Annotated in this window: 16 protein-coding genes; 7 read left to right on the top strand and 9 right to left on the bottom strand. The window is 69.0% G+C overall.

Going from position 1 to position 19,233, the window contains the following annotated elements:
- Positions 1–19: 19 nt before the first annotated feature.
- Genes fdhF through H0523_RS10000 form a run of 3 tightly spaced genes read right to left on the bottom strand, consistent with a single transcriptional unit; the run spans position 20 to position 5,035 of the window.
- On the bottom strand, positions 20–2,896 hold the full coding sequence (gene fdhF / locus H0523_RS10010; RefSeq protein ID WP_054428585.1) for a formate dehydrogenase subunit alpha: 2,877 nt from the start codon (positions 2,894–2,896) through the stop codon (positions 20–22).
- Between the two features lie 13 nt (positions 2,897–2,909).
- Complete coding sequence (locus H0523_RS10005) at positions 2,910–4,481, bottom strand: formate dehydrogenase beta subunit (protein WP_054428584.1); 1,572 nt, start codon at positions 4,479–4,481, stop codon at positions 2,910–2,912.
- Entirely contained in the window at positions 4,478–5,035 is a 558-nt protein-coding gene (locus tag H0523_RS10000; RefSeq protein ID WP_054428583.1) for a formate dehydrogenase subunit gamma, read from the bottom strand. The genes H0523_RS10005 and H0523_RS10000 overlap by 4 nt, the downstream gene beginning before the upstream one ends.
- A 160-nt stretch (positions 5,036–5,195) precedes the next feature.
- Here H0523_RS10000 and H0523_RS09995 point away from each other — a divergent pair, with 160 nt between their 5' ends.
- Genes H0523_RS09995 through mobA form a run of 3 tightly spaced genes read left to right on the top strand, consistent with a single transcriptional unit; the run spans position 5,196 to position 8,028 of the window.
- Positions 5,196–6,272 (top strand): substrate-binding domain-containing protein, encoded by a 1,077-nt coding sequence (locus H0523_RS09995; RefSeq protein WP_054428582.1) that lies wholly within the window; start codon positions 5,196–5,198, stop codon positions 6,270–6,272.
- A gap of 36 nt (positions 6,273–6,308) precedes the next feature.
- Complete coding sequence (gene moaA, locus H0523_RS09990) at positions 6,309–7,403, top strand: GTP 3',8-cyclase MoaA (protein ID WP_054428581.1); 1,095 nt, start codon at positions 6,309–6,311, stop codon at positions 7,401–7,403.
- Positions 7,396–8,028 carry a molybdenum cofactor guanylyltransferase MobA gene (gene mobA, locus H0523_RS09985; protein ID WP_082404287.1) on the top strand — a complete coding sequence of 211 codons (633 nt, stop codon included), beginning with the start codon at positions 7,396–7,398 and terminating at the stop codon, positions 8,026–8,028. The genes moaA and mobA overlap by 8 nt, the downstream gene beginning before the upstream one ends.
- On the opposite strand, the gene H0523_RS09980 is transcribed toward mobA, so the two are convergent.
- Genes H0523_RS09980 through moaC form a run of 5 tightly spaced genes read right to left on the bottom strand, consistent with a single transcriptional unit; the run spans position 8,013 to position 10,950 of the window.
- On the bottom strand, positions 8,013–9,218 hold the full coding sequence (locus tag H0523_RS09980; protein ID WP_054460439.1) for a molybdopterin molybdotransferase MoeA: 1,206 nt from the start codon (positions 9,216–9,218) through the stop codon (positions 8,013–8,015). The genes mobA and H0523_RS09980 overlap by 16 nt on opposite strands.
- A gap of 5 nt (positions 9,219–9,223) precedes the next feature.
- Positions 9,224–9,745 (bottom strand): molybdenum cofactor biosynthesis protein B, encoded by a 522-nt coding sequence (gene moaB / locus H0523_RS09975; protein WP_054428579.1) that lies wholly within the window; start codon positions 9,743–9,745, stop codon positions 9,224–9,226.
- A complete protein-coding gene (locus H0523_RS09970) occupies positions 9,742–10,224 on the bottom strand; it encodes a molybdenum cofactor biosynthesis protein MoaE (protein WP_054428578.1) in 483 nt (160 codons plus the stop codon). Before H0523_RS09970 ends, moaB begins: the two co-directional genes overlap by 4 nt.
- Before the next feature lie 5 nt (positions 10,225–10,229).
- On the bottom strand, positions 10,230–10,481 hold the full coding sequence (locus H0523_RS09965; protein WP_006390912.1) for a MoaD/ThiS family protein: 252 nt from the start codon (positions 10,479–10,481) through the stop codon (positions 10,230–10,232).
- A complete protein-coding gene (gene moaC, locus H0523_RS09960) occupies positions 10,462–10,950 on the bottom strand; it encodes a cyclic pyranopterin monophosphate synthase MoaC (protein WP_054428577.1) in 489 nt (162 codons plus the stop codon). Before moaC ends, H0523_RS09965 begins: the two co-directional genes overlap by 20 nt.
- Positions 10,951–11,199: 249 nt before the next feature.
- On the opposite strand from moaC, the gene H0523_RS09955 reads away from it, so the two are divergent.
- Together H0523_RS09955 and H0523_RS09950 are read left to right on the top strand one after the other, a co-directional pair.
- Positions 11,200–14,742 (top strand): DUF748 domain-containing protein, encoded by a 3,543-nt coding sequence (locus tag H0523_RS09955; RefSeq protein ID WP_054428576.1) that lies wholly within the window; start codon positions 11,200–11,202, stop codon positions 14,740–14,742.
- Positions 14,743–14,803: 61 nt separating this feature from the next.
- A complete protein-coding gene (locus tag H0523_RS09950; RefSeq protein ID WP_054428575.1) occupies positions 14,804–15,688 on the top strand; it encodes a dienelactone hydrolase family protein in 885 nt (294 codons plus the stop codon).
- 872 nt (positions 15,689–16,560) lie between these two features.
- Here the strand turns inward: H0523_RS09950 and H0523_RS09945 are convergent.
- Positions 16,561–16,986, bottom strand: a complete 426-nt coding sequence (locus H0523_RS09945) for a hypothetical protein (RefSeq protein ID WP_054428574.1) — start codon at positions 16,984–16,986, stop codon at positions 16,561–16,563.
- Between the two features lie 229 nt (positions 16,987–17,215).
- On the opposite strand from H0523_RS09945, the gene H0523_RS09940 reads away from it, so the two are divergent.
- Both H0523_RS09940 and H0523_RS09935 read left to right on the top strand, forming a co-directional pair.
- The gene (locus tag H0523_RS09940) at positions 17,216–17,719 is read left to right on the top strand and encodes a peroxiredoxin (RefSeq protein WP_006390907.1); all 504 of its coding nucleotides are present in this window, start codon (positions 17,216–17,218) and stop codon (positions 17,717–17,719) included.
- Positions 17,720–17,811: 92 nt separating this feature from the next.
- Complete coding sequence (locus H0523_RS09935) at positions 17,812–19,227, top strand: MFS transporter (protein WP_054428573.1); 1,416 nt, start codon at positions 17,812–17,814, stop codon at positions 19,225–19,227.
- The last annotated feature ends 6 nt before the right edge of the window (positions 19,228–19,233 follow it).

The following is a 19,233-nucleotide window of genomic DNA, read 5'->3' as shown; positions in this document are numbered from 1 at the left end:
GGCGGGCTCGGCTGTCGGGTTATTTCCCCGACGTCACGGCTTCGTTCTCGCGCGAGCGCTCACGCAGCAGCTTCTGCTGGATGTCCGCGAAGCGCGACCATTGCCGCTGCCATTCCGACGGCTGGGACACGCGCGTGACCTGCACCGCCGTGACCTTGTACTCGGGGCAGTTGGTGGCCCAGTCGGAACTGTCGGTGGTGACGACGTTGGCGCCGGACTCGGGGAAGTGGAAGGTGGTGTATACCACGCCCGGCTGCACCCGATCGGTCAGGGTCGCGCGCAGCACGGTCTCGCCCGAGCGGCTCTGGATGCCGACCCAGTCGCCTTCGTTGACGCCGCGGTCCTCGGCGTCCTGCGGATGGATCTCCAGCACGTCCTCGCTGTGCCACATGACGTTGGGCGTGCGGCGCGTCTGCGCGCCCACGTTGTATTGCGACAGGATGCGGCCGGTGGTCAGGAGCAGCGGGAAGCGGCGCGTGCTGCGCTCGTCCGTCGGCACGTACTTGGTGATCATGAACTTGCCCTTGCCGCGCACGAAGGCGTCGATGTGCATGATCGGCGTGCCCTCGGGCGCGTCGTCGTTGCACGGCCATTGCAGGCTGCCGAGCTTGTCCAGCTTCTCGTAGCTGACGCCGCTGAAGGTCGGCGTCAGGCGCGCGATCTCTTCCATGATCTCGCGCGGGTGGCGGTAGTTCATGGGGTAGCCCAGCGCGTTCGACAGCGCCACGGTCACTTCCCAGTCGGACTTGCCGTTCTTCGGCTCCATCACCTTGCGCACCCGCGAGATGCGGCGCTCGGCGTTGGTGAAGGTGCCGTCCTTTTCCAGGAACGACGAGCCTGGCAGGAACACGTGGGCGTACTTGGCGGTCTCGTTCAGGAACAGGTCCTGCACCACGATGCATTCCATCGCCGCCAGCGACGCCGCCACGTGCTGCGTGTTGGGATCGGACTGCACGATGTCCTCGCCCTGGCAGTACAGGCCCTTGAAAGTGCCGCCCAGCGCGGCCTCGAACATGTTGGGAATGCGCAGGCCCGGCTCGGGCTGCAGCGTCACGCCCCAGTCCTGCTCGAACTGCGCCCGCACCACGTTGTCGGAAATGTGGCGGTAGCCCGGCAGCTCGTGCGGGAACGAACCCATGTCGCACGAGCCCTGCACGTTGTTCTGGCCGCGCAGCGGGTTCACGCCCACGCCTTCGCGGCCGACGTTGCCGGTGGCCATGGCCAGGTTGGCGATGGCCATGACGGTGGTCGAGCCCTGGCTGTGCTCGGTCACGCCCAGGCCGTAGTAGATCGAGCCGTTGCCGCCGGTGGCGAACAGGCGCGCCGCGCCGCGCACGGCCTGCGCCGGCACGCCGGTGATCTCGGCCATGGCTTCGGGCGAATTCTCGGGCAGCGACACGAAATCGCGCCATTCCTGGAACGCCTTGGTCTCGCAGCGCTCGGCCACGAAGGCCTCGTCGATCAGGCCTTCGGTGGCGATCACGTGGGCCAGCGACGACAGCAGCGCGGTGTTGGTGCCGGGCCGCACCTGCAGGTGGAAGTCGGCCTTGATGTGCGGCGAACTCACCAGCTCGATGCGGCGCGGGTCGATCACGATCAGGCGCGCGCCCTGGCGCAGGCGGCGCTTCAGGCGCGAGGCGAACACCGGGTGGCCGCTGGACGGATTGGCGCCCATGACAATGACCACGTCGGTGTGCATCACCGAGTCGAAGGTCTGGGTGCCGGCGGATTCGCCCAGCGTCTGCTTCAACCCGTAGCCCGTGGGCGAATGGCACACGCGGGCGCAGGTGTCGACGTTGTTGGTGCCGAACGCGGCGCGCACCAGCTTCTGCACCAGCCAGGTTTCCTCGTTGGTGCAGCGCGACGACGTGATGCCGCCGACCGCGTCGCGGCCGTACTGGCCCTGGATGCGGCGGAATTCGGACGCCGCGTAATCGATCGCCTCTTCCCACGACACTTCGCGCCAGGAGTCGGTGATGCGCTTGCGGATCATCGGCTTGAGCACGCGCTCCTTGTGGGTGGCGTAGCCCCAGGCGAAGCGGCCCTTGACGCAGGAGTGGCCGCGGTTGGCCTGGCCGTCCTTCCACGGCACCATGCGCACCACTTCCTGGCCCTTCATCTCGGCCTTGAAGCCGCAGCCCACGCCGCAATAGGCGCAGGTGGTGACCACCGAATGCTCGGCCTGGCCCATCATGATGACGGTCTTTTCCTGCAGGGTCGAGGTCGGACAGGCCTGCACGCAGGCGCCGCAGGACACGCATTCGCTCTCCAGGAACGGCTGGTCCTGCCCCGGCGACACGCGCGATTCGAAGCCCTTGCCCGAGATCGTCAGCGCGAAGGTGCCCTGGGTTTCCTCGCAGGCGCGCACGCAGCGGTTGCAGACGATGCACTTGGAGGCGTCGTAGGTGAAGTACGGATTGGACTCGTCCTTCTCGCTCTTGAGGTGGTTGGCGCCGTCATAGCCGTAGCGCACGTTGCGCAGGCCCACCACGCCGGCCATGTCCTGCAGTTCGCAGTCGCCGTTGGCCGGGCAGGTCAGGCAGTCCAGCGGGTGGTCGGAGATGTACAGCTCCATCACCCCGCGCCGCAGGTCGTGCAGCTTGGGCGTTTCGGTGAAGACCACCATGCCGTTCTCGGCCGGCGTGGTGCACGAGGCGGGATAGCCGCGGCGGCCCTCGATCTGCACCAGGCACAGGCGGCAGGAGCCGAACGGCTCCAGGCTGTCGGTGGCGCACAGCTTGGGGATGTTGATGCCGGCCTCGGCGGCCGCGCGCATCAGCGAGGTGCCTTCGGCCACGGTGATTTCCTGCCCGTCGATGGTCAGGGTGACGGTTTTTTCGGACACCCGCGCCGGGGTGCCCAGATCGCGGTCGCGCTTGATGACGGTTTCTAGCATGGCGGTCTCGGCTTCAGGCGGGGTGGACGGCGGATTGCGAGGACTCGATGCCGAAGTCCTGCGGGAAGTGGTTCAACGCGGACAGCACCGGGTAGGGCGCCATGCCCCCCAGCGCGCACAGCGATCCGCCCAGCATGGTGTCGCACAGGTCGCGCAGCAGGTGCACCTGCTGTTCGCGCTCCGGACCGCCGGCGGCGATCTTGTCCAGGGTCTCCACGCCGCGGGTCGACCCGATGCGACAGGGCGTGCACTTGCCACAGGATTCGATGGCGCAGAACTCCATGGCGTAGCGCGCCATGCGCATCATGTCGACGCTGTCGTCGAACGCCACCAGGCCGCCGTGGCCGATCATGGCCGAGATCTGGATATAGGCTTCGTAGTCCAGCGGCACGTCCCACTGCGATTCCGGCAGGTAGGCGCCCAGCGGCCCGCCGACCTGCACCGCGCGCAGCGGCCGGCCGGAGGCGCTGCCGCCGCCGAAGGTGTACAGCAGGTCGCGCAGGCTCAGGCCGAAGGCCTTTTCCACCAGCCCGCCCTGCTTGAGGTTGCCGGCCAGCTGGAACGGCAGCGTGCCGTGCGAGCGGCCCACGCCGTAGTCGCGGTAGTAGGCCGCGCCCTTGGCCAGGATGATCGGCACCGTCGCCAGCGAGATCACGTTGTTGATGACCGTGGGCTTGCCGAACAGGCCCGAGATCGCCGGCAGCGGCGGCTTGGCGCGCACCACGCCGCGCTTGCCCTCGATGCTTTCCAGCAGCGAGGTTTCCTCGCCGCAGATGTAGGCGCCGGCGCCCTTGCGCACTTCCAGGTCGAAGCGGCGGCCGCTGCCGTGCACGTCGTCGCCCAGCCAGCCGACGCTGCGCGCCCGGTCGATGGCGGCTTCGAGCGTGGCGATGGCGTGCGGGTATTCGGAGCGCACGTAGATGTAGCCGTAGGTCGCGCCCACCGCCAGGCCGGCGATGGTCATGCCCTCGATCAGCACGTAGGGGTCGCCTTCCATCAGCAGGCGGTCGGCGAAGGTGCCCGAATCGCCCTCGTCGGCGTTGCAGACGATGTACTTGCGGTCGGCCGGCGAGCCCAGCACGGTCTTCCACTTGATGCCGGTGGGAAAGGCCGCGCCGCCGCGTCCGCGCAGGCCGGACGTGACCATCTCCTCGACGATGGCGGCCGGCTCCATGGCCAGCGCGCGCTTCAGGCCCTGCAGGCCGCCGTGGGCGGCGTAGTCCTGCAGCGACAGCGGATCGATCACGCCGACGCGGGCGAAGGTCAGGCGTTCCTGCTGCTTGAGATAGGGAATCTCCTCGGTCAGGCCCAGGCGCAGCGGATGCTCGCCGCCCGCCAGCCAGCCGGCGTCGAACAGCGCCGGCACGTCCTCGGGCTGCACCGGCCCGTAGGCCAGGCGGCCCTCGGGCGTGGATATCTCGATCAGCGGTTCCAGCCACAGCAGGCCGCGCGAACCGTTGCGCACCACCTGCACGGCCAGGCCGCGCTCGTCGGCGGCCAGCTCGATGGCGGCGGCCACGGCGTCGGCGTCCATGGCCAGCGCCGCGGCGTCGCGCGGCACGTAGATCAGGGTGGGGGTGCTCATTGGCCGGCCTCCCGTGCGCGGTGCAGCAGGCGGTCGAGCTTGGCGGGCGTGACGCGGGCGTGCGGCTGGCCGTCCAGCATCACCGCCGGCGACTGGGCGCACAGGCCCAGGCAATACACCGGCTCCAGCGTGAAATCGCCATCGCCGGTGCTGGCGTGGAAATCACAGCCCAGCGCCTGGCGGGCGTGGGCGGCCAACTGTTCGCCGCCCATCGCCTGACAGGCCTCGGCGCGGCACACTTCCAGCGTATGGCGCGCCGCCGGTTCGCCGCGGAAGTGGGGATAGAAGGTGATGACGCCATGGACTTCGGCGCGGGACAGGTTCAGGGCCTCGGCGATGGTCTGCACCGCCTCGGCCGGAATACAGCCCAGTTCATGCTGGACCGCGTGCAGCACCGGCAGCAGCGGGCCGGGCTGATCCTTCAGCCGGGCCAGGATGCGGGCGGTGGCCGCCACCGCGGGGCTGGCGGACGCCTGGGCGGCGTCCAGGGCCATGGGGCCGCCACGGGCGCCGCCGGTGGAAGCCAGATCGGATTTTGCCTCGCGCTGACGCATGGCGGTCTCCTCCAGTAGTGCTGGGACCCCGTAGGGAGGGGGTTCTGTTGTGATGGGAAGTCAGGTCGATTTATATGCAAAGAAAAACATATAAACTTTCCATGCCCCGCGTTATTTGTGTACTCTAAACAGGTAATTAATCGCCTTCAATAAGAAATAAATGACATATAAGTTCCGAATCGGCCTGCGGCCGCAATGGACCTTGGGCGGAGACGACGGCGACCCCGTGCCGCTGCAGGACATGCTCGCGCTGCTGGCCGCCATCGACGCCACCGGCAACATCGCCGGCGCCTGTCGCGCCTGCGGCCTGTCGTACCGGCACGCCTGGGGCGTGCTGCGCCGCTTCGAGGGCATCTTCGGCACCCAGCTGCTGATCACCAACCGCCGCCAGGGCACGCAGTTGTCGGCCTTCGCGCAGCGCCTGCTGTGGGCCAACCGCCGCATCGAGGCGCGCCTGATGCCCACGCTCGACAGCCTGGCTTCCGAACTGCAGGAGGAACTGGCGCGGCTGCTGCCGGAAAACGATCCGCACCTGCGGCTGCATGCCAGCCACGGCTTCGCGGTGGAATCGCTGATGGAACACATGGGGGGACGCAAGCCCGGGCTGGAGCTGCGCTACCGCACCGCGATCGAGGCCCTGGCCTCGCTGGAACGGCACGAGTGCGACCTGGCCGGCTTCCAGGTGCCGCTGGGCGACTTCGAGGCGCCCATCATGGACCGCTACGCGCAGTGGCTGCACGCCGACGAGTACCTGCTGATCCACCTGGCGGTGCGCAATACCGGGCTGTTCGTCATGGCCGGCAACCCCAAGCGGATCCGTGGCATGACCGACCTGGCGCGCCAGGACGTGCGTTTCGTCAACCGCCAGATCGGTTCCAGCACGCGCTACCTGGTCGGGCTGATGCTGCAGCGCGCCGGCGTCTCGATCAGCGAGGTGCAGGGCTACGAGACCAACGAATTCACCCACATGGCGATCGCCGCCCACATCGCCAGCGGCATGGCTGACACCGGCGTCGGCGTGGAAACCGCCGCCTGCCGCTTCGGCCTGGATTTCATCCCGCTGGTGCGCGAGCGCTATTTCTTCGCCATCCGCAAGAGCGCGCTGGAGACGCCCGCCATGCGCGACCTGCTGTCCATCATGCGCAGCGCCGATTACGTCGGTTACGTCAGCCAGCTGATCGGCTACGACGCCCGCGATACCGGCCGCCTGCAGACCCTTGAAGAGGCATTTTCCTAGGCGCGCCGCCACGGGCGCCGGGCTATGATTGTTCCCATGAGCAAAGTGATCCTCCTGGCTGATCGCCGCACCGACCGTCCGGCGCCTGTCGCGCCGCCGGCCGCGGGCCAGCCCGCGCTCGACCGGCGCGCGCGGCCGCTGCGCGATCTGCGCATCTCGGTCACCGATCGCTGCAATTTCCGCTGTACCTATTGCATGCCGCGCGAGGTGTTCGACACCAGCTACGCCTTCATGCGCCATTCCGACCTGCTGTCGTTCGAGGAAATCACGCGGCTGGCCGGCGTCTTCACCCGCCTGGGCGTCGAGAAGATCCGCCTGACCGGCGGCGAACCGCTGCTGCGCAAGCATGTGGAAAACCTGGTGGGCCTGTTGTCGGGGCTGCGCACGCCCGCCGGCCACCCGCTGGAACTCACCCTCACCACCAACGGCAGCCTGCTCGAACGCAAGGCCGCGGTGCTCAAGGACGCGGGGCTGAAGCGCGTCACGGTCAGCCTCGACGCGCTGGACGCCAGCATGTTCCAGGACATGAGCGACAGCGGCTTCACGCCCGACGACGTGCTGCGCGGCATCGACGCCGCCGCCGCGGCCGGGCTGGCGCCCGTCAAGGTCAACATGGTGGTGCGGCGCGGCCTGAACGACGCGCAGATCCTGCCGATGGCCGAGCGCTTCCGCGGCAGCGGCCACATCCTGCGTTTCATCGAATACATGGACGTGGGCAACACCAACGGCTGGAACCTGACCGAAGTGGTGCCCAGCGAGGAAATACTGGCGCGCATCGGCGCGGCCTATCCGCTCGAACCGATCTCCACCGACGGCATGGGCCGCGTCGCCGAACGCTGGCGCTATCGCGACGGCGCCGGCGAGATCGGCGTCATCTCCAGCGTCACCCATGCCTTCTGTGGCGGCTGTACGCGCGCGCGCCTGTCGCCCGAAGGCAAGCTGTTCCTGTGCCTGTTCGGCCACGAAGGCCACGACCTGCGCGCGCCGCTGCGTGGCGGCGCCAGCGACGACGAGCTGGCCGCCATCCTCACGGGCATCTGGGCCGCCCGGGGCGACAACTATTCCGAACAGCGCGGCCGCAACATGGCCGACCCGGCCCGCAAAGTCGAGATGAGCTACATCGGTGGCTGAGACCTTGACCGCGTTCGACCGGCGGCAGGTGGCCGGCCTGATCCTGGCCGGCGGCCAGGGCTCGCGTATGCAGGGCTGCGACAAGGGCCTGGTCTTGCTGCGCGGCGAACCGCTGGTGGCGCACGTGGCGCGGCGCCTGGCGCCGCAGGTCGGGCCGTTGATCCTCAGCGCCAACCGCAACGCCGAGACCTACGCCCGCTATGGCCGGGTGGTGGCCGACGATACCGACGCATTGGGCGCCTGGCAGGGGCCGCTGGCGGGCCTTGCCGCGGGCTTGGCGGCGGCCGCGCCGTGCGAATGGCTGGTGGTGGCGCCGTGCGACACGCCGTTCCTGCCGGCCGACCTGGCCCGGCGCCTGATCGCGGCGGCGCAAGCGGCGGGCGCGCCGCTGGCCTACGCGCTGGCCGGCGGCCAGCGCCATCCGGCCTGCATGGCGCTACGCGCGTCGCTGTTGCCGGCGTTGCGCGACTACCTGGCGGCCGGCGAACGCAAGGTCGGCCTGTGGCAGTCGCGGGTGGGAGGCGTGGGCGCGCCGTTCGATAACGTACCTGGCGCGCCCGGCGCGTTCATGAACCTGAACACGCCCGAGGAGCTGGCGGCGGCCGAGCGCTACGCCAGCCAGTGACGCAGGTCGTAGTAGGGCACGCGGTCGCGGTCCTGCACCTGCACGTCGGCCGGCAGGCGCGCCAGCCCCGTCGACCACGGCAATGAACTGATCACCCCGGAACCCTGGTGGCCATAAGGCACCAGCTCGGCGTTGCCGTCATCGGCGGCGCGGCGCTGCACCCGCAGGAATTCCTCGCGGCTGTCCTGGCGCGGATGCTCGGTGCGCAGCGGCAGCCGGCTGACCGGCGGGAACAGTTCCTCGCGGCCCTGCATGCGGCGCACCAGCGGCGACACCAGCATGGCGAACACCGCGTAGGCGGACACCGGATTGCCCGGCAGGCTGACCACCGGCTTGTCGCCGATCATGGCCAGCGCCACCGGCTTGCCCGGCTTCATGCGCACCTTCCACAGCGACAGCTCGCCGCCCAGCGCGGCCAGCGCCGGCTTGACCAGGTCGCGTTCGCCGACGGACACGCCGCCCACGCTCAGCACCAGATCGCACTCGGCCAACAGCGCCTGGAAGGCGGCGCGCAGGTCGTCCTCGGTGTCGCGCGCATGCAGCACCTTGGCCGGTTCGGCGGCCATGCTGCGCACCAGCGCCGCCAGCATCGGGCCGTTGGAGTTGTAGATCTGCGCCGTCTCGCGCGCGCCGCCGGGCGGCACCAGTTCGTCGCCGGTGGTCAGGATGCCGACCCGCAGGCGGCCGTAGACCGGCACGCTGGCCAGGCCCTGCGAGGCCAGCAGCGCCACGTGGGCGGCCTGCAGCTGCGTGCCGGCGGCCAGCAGCGGGGCGCCGGCCAGGGTGTCTTCGCCGCGCTGGCGGATGTGCTGGCCGGGGCGCGGCTCGCGCGTGATCTCGACCTGGTCGTCGGCTTCGTGCGTGTCTTCCTGCATCACCACCACGTCGGCGCCGGCGGGAATCAGGCTGCCGGTGAACAGGCGGATGGCGTGGCCGGGCTTGAGCGGCTCGGGCGTGTCGCCGGCATAGCAGCGTTGCTGGATCGGCAGGCGCGCGCCCGGCTGCCAGTCGGCCAGGCGCAGCGCGTAGCCGTCCATGGCGCTGTTGTCGGCCGGCGGGATGTCCACGGTGGCGTCGAGGTCGGCCGCCAGCACGCGTCCGGGCGCCTCGTCCAGGCCGACGTGTTCGCGGCGGGCGAGGGGGGCGGCGGCGTTGGCCAGCAGGGTCTGGGCTTGGTCGAAATCCAGCATGGGCGTCAGTGGTCTTGGTCGCGGGGTTGGAGGTGCGTGGCGAAATTGCAGGGGCGGTGGCCGCTGTCCAGCTGTTCGCGGATGATGCGGTTCCAGGCGGTCTCGCAGGCGTTGTTGGAACCGGGCAGGCAGAACAGCAGGGTCCGGTTGGCCGAGCCGGCGAAGGCGCGCGACTGGATGGTCGAGCTGCCGATTTCCTCGTAGGAGAGCTGGCGGAACAGTTCGCCGAAGCCGGGGATCTCGCGGTCCAGCAGCGGCAGGATGGCCTGCGGCACGTGGTCGGCGTGGGAGAAGCCGGTGCCGCCCGTGGTCAGGATGACCTGCACTTCGGGGTCGGCGATCCAGTCGCTGATGACGCGGCGGATCTGGTAGACGTTGTCCTTGGAGATGTCGCGCCGCACGCATTGGTGGCCGGCCTGCGCCAGGCTGTTGGCCAGCAGGTTGCCGGACGTGTCGTCGCCGGCGCTGCGGGTGTCGCTGACCGTCAGCACGGCGCAGGCCAGCGAAACGGGGGAGGCGTCGTTCATGGAGTCTCCTTGGGGGGCGGGGTGTCGGCGTCCCAGGACTGCGTGCGGTCCTGGTCGGATTGGCGTTGTTCCACCCAGAAGCTGTCGCCACCCGCCAGGGTTTCGCGCTTCCAGAAGGGCGCGCGGGTCTTGAGCGCGTCGATGATGAATTCGCAGCCGCGGAAGGCGTCGCCGCGATGGGCGCTGGCCGCGGCCACGAACACGATCTGGGCATTGCGCGTCAGCGCGCCGACCCGGTGCACGATCACCGTGCCGTCCAGGTTCCAGCGCGCGCGGGCGGTGGCGGCGATGTCCTCGAGCTCGCGCTCGCACATGCCGGGGTAGTGTTCCAGGTAGAGCGTGTCGGTGGGCGTGTCCGGCGCGTAGTCGCGCACGTAGCCCACGAAGGTGACGATGCCGCCCACGCCCGGCCCGGCGCTGGCGCGCAGGGCGGCGGTGAGCGCGGCGCCGTCGAAGTCGGCTTCCTGCACGATGACCATGGCGCTCAGCCTCCAGTGACGGGTTCGAACACCGCCACCTCGTCGCCGGCGCGTATCGGCGCCGACGGCTTGGCGTGGGTCTGGTTGATGGCCAGCTTCAGGCGGCCGGCCGGGGCCAGCTGCGGATAGCGTTCGCCGAGCGCGGCCAGCAGTTGCGCGCCGGTGGACTCGCCGTCCAGCGGCCAGGCCTCGGAGCGCTTGCCGACCAGTTCGGCGACGCGGGCGAAGTACAGAAGATTAATCGTTGCGCCATTCACCGCTTTTGCCTCCCGCCTTGTACTTCAGGCGTACGTGTTCGATGACGATGCCCTTGTCGGCCGCCTTGCACATGTCATAGATGGTCAGCGCGGCGACGCTGCACGCGGTCATGGCTTCCATTTCGACACCGGTCTTGTAGCTGGTGCGGCAGGTGGCCAGGATGTCGATGCGGTGCGCGTCGTCGTCCAGCGCGAATTCGACGCCGACGAACGACAGCGGCAGGCTGTGGCACAGGGGGATGAGCTCGGCACAGCGCTTGGCCGCCAGGATGGCGGCGACGCGCGCGGTGTTGAGCACCTCGCCCTTGCCCTGGCCCGGCTGCGTCAGCAGGCCGTAGGCGACGGCGTTCATGCGGATGCTGGCGGCGGCGACGGCCACGCGTTCGGTGTCGGTCTTGCCGATGACATCGACCATGCGGACCTGGCCGGCTTCATCCAGGTGACTCAAGGTGGGGGCGGGCGTGGACATGGGAATCGGGATCGAGAATTGTTAATGATTGAAAAGAGCGGTCCCGGCAGGCCGTGGCGGGCCGCTGATACGCCTATGATAGACGAGCCGCCGCCGGCCGCGCCTTGAGGAAAGATAAGCCCGCCGCGGTTCGCCTGTTCTTGCGCCCCTGCGGGGGCTTTTTCGCTTTTGGCGGCCCGCTGCAAAAAGCCCCCCCAATTTGCTCGAAGGACGCGATAATGGCCTTCAATTCGTACCAGGAGACGCACAATGCCCTTGCGGATGCCCAAGTTCCGGTTCACCCGCCGCTTAGGCAAGATCCTCTTGGGCGTCGTGGCCGTGGCGCTGATCCTCTGTGGCATCGCGGCGTGGCAAGTGCCCAAGGTCCTGCACAACGTGCTGACCCAGGACGTGGCCAAGATGCTGGGCCGCGACGTCGCCGTCGGCAAGATCACCTTCAATCCCTTCACCTTGACCGTGCGCGCGCGCGATCTCGCCGTGGCCCAGCCCGGCTCGCAGACGCCGCTGTTCACGGCCTCGGAAGTGAACGTCAGCGCCGCCTGGTCCTCGCTGTTCTGGTTCGCGCCGGTGGTCGACCGCTTCACCCTGCGTTCGCCCACGCTGTCGATCGTGCGCGAGGACGTTACCCGCTTCAACTTCTCCGACGTGCAGCAGCGCGTGGCCGAGATGACGGCCACCAAGCCCGACGAGCCGCCCAAGCCCGATGAGGGCCTGCCGCGCTTCTCGCTGAACAACATGGTGATCGAGGGCGGCGTCGTGACGCTGGACGACAAGGTCACCGGCCGCAAGCAGGTGATCGACGAGCTGGCCGTGGGCGTGCCGTTCATCTCCACCTTCGGCTACGCCACCGACATCGACGTGCAGCCGCGCCTGCACCTGCGCATCAACGGCAGCCCGTTCGACCTGACCGGCGTGGCGCGGCCCTTCGACAAGGTGCCGTCGTCGACGCTGCGGGTCGCCTTCACCGGCCTGCAACTGGAAAAATGGGCCGACGTCTGGCCCATGCCGCTGCCGTTCAAGCTCGAGCGCGCGCTGCTGGACTCGAACCTGCAGATCGTGTTCGAGCAGCCCAAGGACGCGCCGCCCAAGATCCGCGTGGTCGGCGACCTGGGCCTGCGCCAGTTCGACCTGCGCGACAGCGCCGGCGAGAGCCTGGCGGCCTGGAGCGCGCTGACCGTCAGCCGCCTCGAACTCGAACCGATCGCGCGCCAGGTCTATGTCGGCGACGTCGGCCTGTGGGCGCCGCAGGTGTACGCGCGCCGCTACAGCAACCAGCATTTGAACTGGCAGGACGTGGTCGACAAGCTCAAGCAGCTGGGCGGTCCGGCGCCGGCGGCCCAACCCGCCGCGACGACCGCCGCCAAGCCGGGGACGCAGCAGGGCGCGCCCGCCGCGAATCCCGCGGTCCCGGCGACGGCGGATCCTGCCCAGGCCGCCAAGCCTGCCGCGACCGATCCCGCCCAGGCCGCCAAGCCTGCCCCTGCGGGCGCCACTGCCGACACGCCGCCCGCTGCTGATGCCCCGCCCAAGCCCGCCGCGCCGGCCGAATGGAAGGTGACGCTGGACGCCTTCAACATCCACGAAGGCGAGCTCTACGTCACCGACGCCATCAGCAAACTCGACTACACCCTGACCGGCCTGGCCGTCACCGTCGAAGGCGTGGCGCTGCCGCAGGTCAAGGGCGAACCCATCAATCTCTGGCTGACCGTGGACAACAGCACCGATGGCGGCTGGATCCGCGCCAAGGGCCCGCTGGTGCTGCAGCCGCTGTCGCTGGAACTGGCGGTGCGCATGGGCAACGTCGCGCTGGCGCCGTTCGCGCCGGCCGTGCGCAGCCTGTCGCCGATCCTGTTGCAGGACGGCCGCCTCGGGCTGACCGCGCAGGTGCACGTGCTGGACAAGAACGGCGTCATCGATGCGTCCGCCACGGGCGTGCGCGCCGAGCTGGCGCAATTCAAGGCGCGCGATGAAACCCTGAACCCCGCGCTCGACGTGGCGCTGCAGCAACTGGTCGTCACCGCCGACCGCCTGGCCATGGGCCCGGGCGCCAGCAACTTCACGCTGGCCGCGGCCGGCATCCAGGGCGGCGGCAAGCTCGACCTGAAGGGCGCCTTCACGCCGCAACCGCTCACGCTCAAGACCTCGGTCGACCTGTCCGGCCTGAACGTCGCGTCGTTCGCGCCGTACTTCGCTTCCAGCCTGAACGCCACCGTGCGCGCCATCACGCTGGGCGCCAAGGGCGACGCCGAGTTCGCGGCGGCCAACGGCAGCGCGCCGATGAAGGCCGGCTGGAAGGGCGGCGTCGAGGTCACGGACGTCGACCTGCAGGACCGCGTCAACAAGGACGACTTCCTCAACTGGAAGCGCCTGGGCTTTTCCGGCATGAACATTGCGGTGGCCGGCGAGAAGATCGTGGCCGGCCTGGGCGACATCGCGCTCGATGACTTCTATGGCCGCATCCTGTTGAACGCCCAGGGCCGCCTGAACGTCATGGACCTGGTGGCCGCGCCCGGCCAGGCCGGCGGCTCCATCACCCAGGACACGCAGACCCCCGGCCGGCGCGCCGAAGCGCCGGCGCCCGCGGCCAAGGGCGGCGGCATGCCCGACATCTCGCTCAACAGCGTCACCCTGACGCGCGGCCGCATGACCTTCACCGACCGCTTCGTCAAGCCCAACTACGTGGCCGAGCTGTCCAGCATCGACGGCTCCATCACGGCCGTGTCGTCCACCAACCCGCAGCCCGCCAAGGTCAAGGTCACCGGCCGCGTCTACACCACCGCGCCCCTGTCGATCAGCGGCGTGGTGCAGCCGTTCGCCAAGTTCCTGTCGCTCGACCTGAAGGCCTCGGCCAAGGGCGTGGACCTGCCGCGCTTCAACACCTATTCGGCCAAGTACGTCGGCTATCCGATCAAGCGCGGCAAGCTGTCGGTCGACCTGGAATACAAGATCAAGGACCGCGCGCTGCAGGCCACCAACCACGTGGTGCTGAACCAGCTCACCTTCGGCGACAAGACCAACAGCCCCGACGCCACCAAGCTGCCGGTGCTGCTGGCCGTGGCCCTGCTGAAGGACTCGCGCGGCAACATCGACATCAACCTGCCGATCTCCGGGTCGCTCGACGATCCCGAGTTCTCGGTCGGCGGCATCGTCGTGCGGGTGCTGCTGAACCTGGTGGTCAAGGCCGTCACCTCGCCCTTCAGCCTGCTGGCGTCGGCCTTCGGCGGCGGCGAGGAACTGTCGTACGTGGAATTCGCGCCCGGCAGCGCCGTGCTCACCGAGGATACGCAACAGCGCATCGAGACCCTGACCAAGGCCCTGGTGGACCGCCCCGCGCTCAAGATGGACCTGAGCGGCCGCGCCGATCCCAAGACCGACCTGGACGGCCTGCGCCAGGCCTGGGTCGATGCCCAGATCCGCCTGGCCAAGGCCCGCGACGTCGCCCCGCGCGGCAAGAAGCCGAATCCGGCCGGCGTCGAGGTCTCGGGCGCCGAGCGCGCCAAGTACCTGGAAAAGGTCTACGACGACACGGACATCAAGGACAAGCCGCGCAATTTCATCGGCATGGCCAAGTCCGTGCCGCCGCAACAGATGGAGGAGATGCTGCGCGCCGCGGCCCCGGTGGGCGACGAGCAATTGCGCCAACTGGCCGACGCGCGCGCGCAAGCGGTGTATGAGAAGCTGCAAGCCCAGGAAGGACTCGCGGATCGCGTGTTCATCGTTGCCCCGCAACTGGACGCCGATGGCATCAAGGACGAGGGCTTGCCCTCGCGCGTGGACTTCTCCCTGAAGTGAACCCGGCGGCCCGCCAGGACGCGCCCGCGTCCGGCGGCCGTCCTTTGCCCGGAGATGCATGATGAAAGACCAGGACGCGCATTTCGACAGCCTGCTGCCGCCCCTCAAACTGGACCGGCGCGGCTTCATCGCCACCACCGTCGCGGCCGGCTTCTCGCTGGCCGCCGGCCCCGCCGTGGCCCAGACCGCCATCAAGACCGACGCCAACGGCCTGACCGCCGGCAAGGTGGACATTCCCACCACCGACGGCAAGATGCCCGCCTACCGCGCCGCGCCCGCCGGCAAGAAGAACCTGCCGACGCTGCTGGTGGTGTCGGAGATCTTCGGCGTGCACGAGTACATCCAGGACGTCTGCCGCCGCCTGGCCCACCTGGGCTACCTGGCCATCGCGCCCGAGCTGTTCGCGCGCCAGGGCGATCCGTCCAAGTACACCGAGATCCCCAAGCTGCAGGCCGAGATCATCAGCAAGGTGCCCGACAAGCAGGTGCAGGGCGACCTCGACGCCACCGTCGCCTGGGCCGCCGCCAACGGCGGCAGCGACGACAAGCTCGGCATCCTCGGCTTCTGCTGGGGCGGCCGCCAGGTCTGGCTCTACGCCGCCCACAACCCCAAGCTCAAGGCCGGCGCCGCCTGGTACGGCCAGTTGGGCGGCGACCCGAGCGAACTCAAGCCCAAGTCGGTCCTGAGCCTGGTCAACGACCTCAAGGCCCCGGTCCTGGGCGCCTACGGCGGCAAGGACGCCGGCATCCCCCTGACCGACGTCGACAAGATGCGCATCGAACTCGCCAAGGGGCCCGCCGCCGCCAAGGCCTCCCGCATCGACGTCTACCCCGAAGCCCCTCACGCCTTCCACGCCGACTATCGGCCGAGTTACCGCAAGGCCGAGGCGGAGCAGGCTTGGCAGAGGATGCTTGACTGGTTCAAGCAGAATGGGTTGGGTGGGTGAGGCGTTACGGTTGTTCTTCGTAGGCCGCCCCTGGCGGCGGTCGGGCAGGCGGGGCGCGCCCACGATTGCGGTCCGGAGCGTTCGCTCCGGACTGCCCCGTTGTCATCTTCGTTGTCGCCTTCGGCGACTGCCTTCAGATTCCCTCGGGCGCATCGAGGTTGCGCCCCGCCTGCCCGACCGCCGCCAGGGGCTACCGACATCTGCATGGGTGAGGCCGCTCGGGCGGAGGGAGGGGAGAGAGTTTGCGTCGCCCGCCAGGACCGGCTGCGCGGGCAGCCGGTCCTGGCATACGCTTTAGCGGTGCGTCGTGAGAGCGGCGCTGCGCGCGGCTGGAGGGTGCGGCACGAGGGAGATACAGGTCAAGCGCCGCGACCCTTCATGTCGCACGGGAACGTGAACGCGCGAACACGCGACGCAGTTTCAAAGCCAGTTGCCCACAAGCTCCAAAGCCAATTCCACAAGCTCCAAAGCCACGTCGCCCACAAGCTCCAAAACCAAGCCTGCCCACGCGCGCAGCGTTCATCCTGGCCTGCAAGACCCCGCGTAAGCCAAAAAAGGCCGCCCGCGCGGCCGCCTTTTGGCGGGCCCCGCAAACCCCTCCCACCCCCCGTTGACGTGGCCAACCACGCCAAGCACCCCTCTCGCCCCAGCAACGCGGGAACCAAGACATCATGAGCCCGGCGGGACGGCGCAGGCGGAGGGCGGGGCGTGTAGATGCGCCCGACGGAAACCGTAGGGAGCCGAAGGCGGACGAGGTTGAGGACGGGGAAGTCCGGAGCGAACGCTCCGGACCGCAATCGTAGCCCCGCCCTCCGCCTGCGCCGTCCCGCCGGGCGGCTCAAGAACTCAAATCCCCGCCCAAAAAAAAGCGATCACTTCTCCGCACTCTCCCCCGGCAACCCATCACTAACCTCAGCCAACGCCGCCTTCATATCCTCATAAGAAATCACCCGCTCATTCTGAAAACTCCCCAGCACCCCCCGGCACCCGTCGACCCCGGAACGCTTCATCTCTTCCATCATCCGCGTCCCGTCCGCGAGCCCCTTCTCGTAAAGCCCGTCATAGCCAGCCGCCGAGAACCCGTATTCCTTGGCATACCGTTCCAGGTTCTTGCGCGAGGTCGCCTGGTGCTGCGCCAGGTCGGGTTCGGACGCGCCGCACGATCGCGCCGCGCCGTTGGAGGCGCCCGCCGCCACCACGAAGGATTCGAACTGGGCCTGCTCGGCCGCGTCGGGCGCGGCCCAGGCCGGGGTGGCCAGGGCCATCGTCCAGGCCAGGCCGATCAGCATCTTGCGCATCGGTTTGTCTCCGCAAAGCGCCCGCGCGCGGCCATCGCGCCCGGGCATTGAACACGCCCACATTATGGCAACGATCCCCATGCCGCCTCGCGTATGGAGTCGTTTCAGACTGTGCGGGTTTTTTTCCCGATCTGTCCGCCGGGCCAGCAAGCGCAACGGACACGAACTATGATGAGGGCTGTGGGGCACATCCGCCCCAATGCAACACCCCCAACACTGGAGATTCCCCATGAGCATCAAAGTCGGCGATCGCGTGCCCGACGGCACCCTGACCGAATTCATCGAAACCGAAAGCGAAGGCTGCTCGCTGGGCCCCAACGCCTTCCAGGTCGCCGACCTGACCCGCGGCAAGACCATCGCCCTGTTCGCGCTGCCCGGCGCCTTCACGCCGACCTGCTCGGCCAAGCACCTGCCCGGCTACGTCGAGCAGGCCGCCGCCCTCAAGGCCAAGGGCGTGGATGAAATCTGGTGCGTGTCCGTCAACGACGCCTTCGTCATGGGCGCCTGGGGCCGCGAACAGAAGACCGACGGCAAGGTCCGCATGCTGGCCGACGGTTCCGCCCTGTGGACCAAGGCCCTGGGCCTGGAGCTGGACCTGATCCAGCGCGGCATGGGCGTGCGCTCGCAGCGCTACTCGGCCCTGATCGTCGACGGCGTGGTCAAGCACCTGAACGTCGAAGGCCCCGGCAAGTTCGAAGTCAGCGACGCCGCGACCCTGCTGTCGCAAGCCTGATTTCCCCCCGCGCAGTCCCTGTTTCATCGCTCAATGCGCGGGCCGCCCTGGCGGCCCGCGTCGCTACTCCCCGGCAGGGGTAGCCAGACGCCATGCTCGCAACCATCTCTTCTTTCTCGTCGCTGTATTTCGCGACCCTGCTGATGCTCATCGGCACCGGCCTGTTCAACACCTACATGGGGTTGAGGCTGACCGCGCAGTCCGTCAGCGAGGTCTGGATCGGCACCCTGATCGCCGGCTACTACCTGGGCCTGGTCTGCGGCGCGCGATTGGGACACAAGCTCATCATCCGCGTCGGCCACATCCGCGCCTTCGTCGCCTGTGCCGCCGTCGCCACCAGCATGATCCTGGCGCAGACGCTGGTCGACTCCATGCCGCTGTGGCTGGTGTTCCGCGTCATCTCCGGCATCGTCATGGTGACCGAGTTCATGGTCATCGAAAGCTGGCTCAACGAACAAACCGAAAACCACCAGCGCGGGCGCGTGTTCTCCGTCTACATGGTGGTGTCCGGCCTGGGCACCGTGCTGGGCCAGCTGGCCCTGACCGCCTACGCCACGCTCGACCTGCGGCCGCTGACCCTGGTGGCCATGTGCCTGGTGCTGTGCCTGGTGCCGATCGCCGTCACGGCCCGCTCGCACCCGCCCACGCCGCTGCCGGCCGCGCTCGACATCCGCTTCTTCATGCGCCGCGTGCCGCTGTCCATGACGGTGCTGTTCGTGGCCGGCAACCTGTCCGGCGCCTTCTACGGCCTGGCGGCCGTGTACGGCGCCAAGCACGGCCTGACGACCTCGCAGGCCGCCGTGTTCGTGGCCGCCGCCGTCACCGCCGGGCTGCTGTCGCAATGGCCCATGGGCTGGCTGTCCGACCGCATCAACCGCGCCGGCCTGATCCGCTTCAATGCGCTGTTGCTGGTGATCTTGCCGACCGTCATGTGGGGCTGGCTGACCTTGCCCTATTGGGCGCTGGTGGCCATGTCCTGCGTCTTCGGCATCCTGCAGTTCACCCTGTATCCGCTGGGCGCCGCCTTCGCCAACGATCACGTCGAATCCGAGCGCCGCGTCAGCCTGTCGGCGGTGCTGCTCATGACCTACGGCGTCGGCGCCTGTGTCGGCCCGATGATCGCGGGCCTCTTGATGTCGCTGGCCGGCCCCAGCATGTATTACGTCTTCATCTCGGCCTGCGCGCTGATCCTGGTGTGGCAGGTGCGCCCGACGCGCGTCACCGGCGCCCACCAGGTCGAGGAAGCGCCGGTGCATTTCGTGCCGATGCCGGACACGCTGCAAAGCTCGCCGGCCGCCGCCGTGCTCGACCCGCGGGTGGATGTGGAAAACGATATCGGCATCGAGATGGTGCAGCCGGACCCCTCGGCCGCGCCAGCCACGGCGCCGGTGGAAGGCGCCGGGGCGGTGGATCCTCCCATCGCGGCCATGACCGCCGCGGCCGAACCGGCGCCGGCCGAGCCCGACGCCGAGGATCAGGCGGCGCGGCAGCCCCGCACCGGCACCTGAGCGCCG

Origin of the sequence: Achromobacter insuavis (genome assembly GCF_902859645.1) — a bacterium.
GTDB lineage: Bacteria > Pseudomonadota > Gammaproteobacteria > Burkholderiales > Burkholderiaceae_B > Achromobacter > Achromobacter insuavis.
This window is presented reverse-complemented; position numbering and strand designations above follow the sequence as displayed.

Coding starts and splice junctions, on each gene's coding strand:
- H0523_RS09955 (WP_054428576.1), top strand. CDS start 11,200: ATGCCCTTGCGGATGCCCAAGTTCCGGTTCACCCGCCGCTTAGGCAAG.
- H0523_RS10005 (WP_054428584.1), bottom strand. CDS start 4,481: ATGAGCACCCCCACCCTGATCTACGTGCCGCGCGACGCCGCGGCGCTG.
- H0523_RS09950 (WP_054428575.1), top strand. CDS start 14,804: ATGAAAGACCAGGACGCGCATTTCGACAGCCTGCTGCCGCCCCTCAAA.
- H0523_RS09945 (WP_054428574.1), bottom strand. CDS start 16,986: ATGCGCAAGATGCTGATCGGCCTGGCCTGGACGATGGCCCTGGCCACC.
- H0523_RS09980 (WP_054460439.1), bottom strand. CDS start 9,218: ATGCTGGATTTCGACCAAGCCCAGACCCTGCTGGCCAACGCCGCCGCC.
- moaB (WP_054428579.1), bottom strand. CDS start 9,745: ATGAACGACGCCTCCCCCGTTTCGCTGGCCTGCGCCGTGCTGACGGTC.
- moaA (WP_054428581.1), top strand. CDS start 6,309: ATGAGCAAAGTGATCCTCCTGGCTGATCGCCGCACCGACCGTCCGGCG.
- H0523_RS10000 (WP_054428583.1), bottom strand. CDS start 5,035: ATGCGTCAGCGCGAGGCAAAATCCGATCTGGCTTCCACCGGCGGCGCC.
- moaC (WP_054428577.1), bottom strand. CDS start 10,950: ATGTCCACGCCCGCCCCCACCTTGAGTCACCTGGATGAAGCCGGCCAG.
- fdhF (WP_054428585.1), bottom strand. CDS start 2,896: ATGCTAGAAACCGTCATCAAGCGCGACCGCGATCTGGGCACCCCGGCG.
- H0523_RS09995 (WP_054428582.1), top strand. CDS start 5,196: ATGACATATAAGTTCCGAATCGGCCTGCGGCCGCAATGGACCTTGGGC.
- H0523_RS09940 (WP_006390907.1), top strand. CDS start 17,216: ATGAGCATCAAAGTCGGCGATCGCGTGCCCGACGGCACCCTGACCGAA.
- H0523_RS09935 (WP_054428573.1), top strand. CDS start 17,812: ATGCTCGCAACCATCTCTTCTTTCTCGTCGCTGTATTTCGCGACCCTG.
- H0523_RS09970 (WP_054428578.1), bottom strand. CDS start 10,224: ATGGTCATCGTGCAGGAAGCCGACTTCGACGGCGCCGCGCTCACCGCC.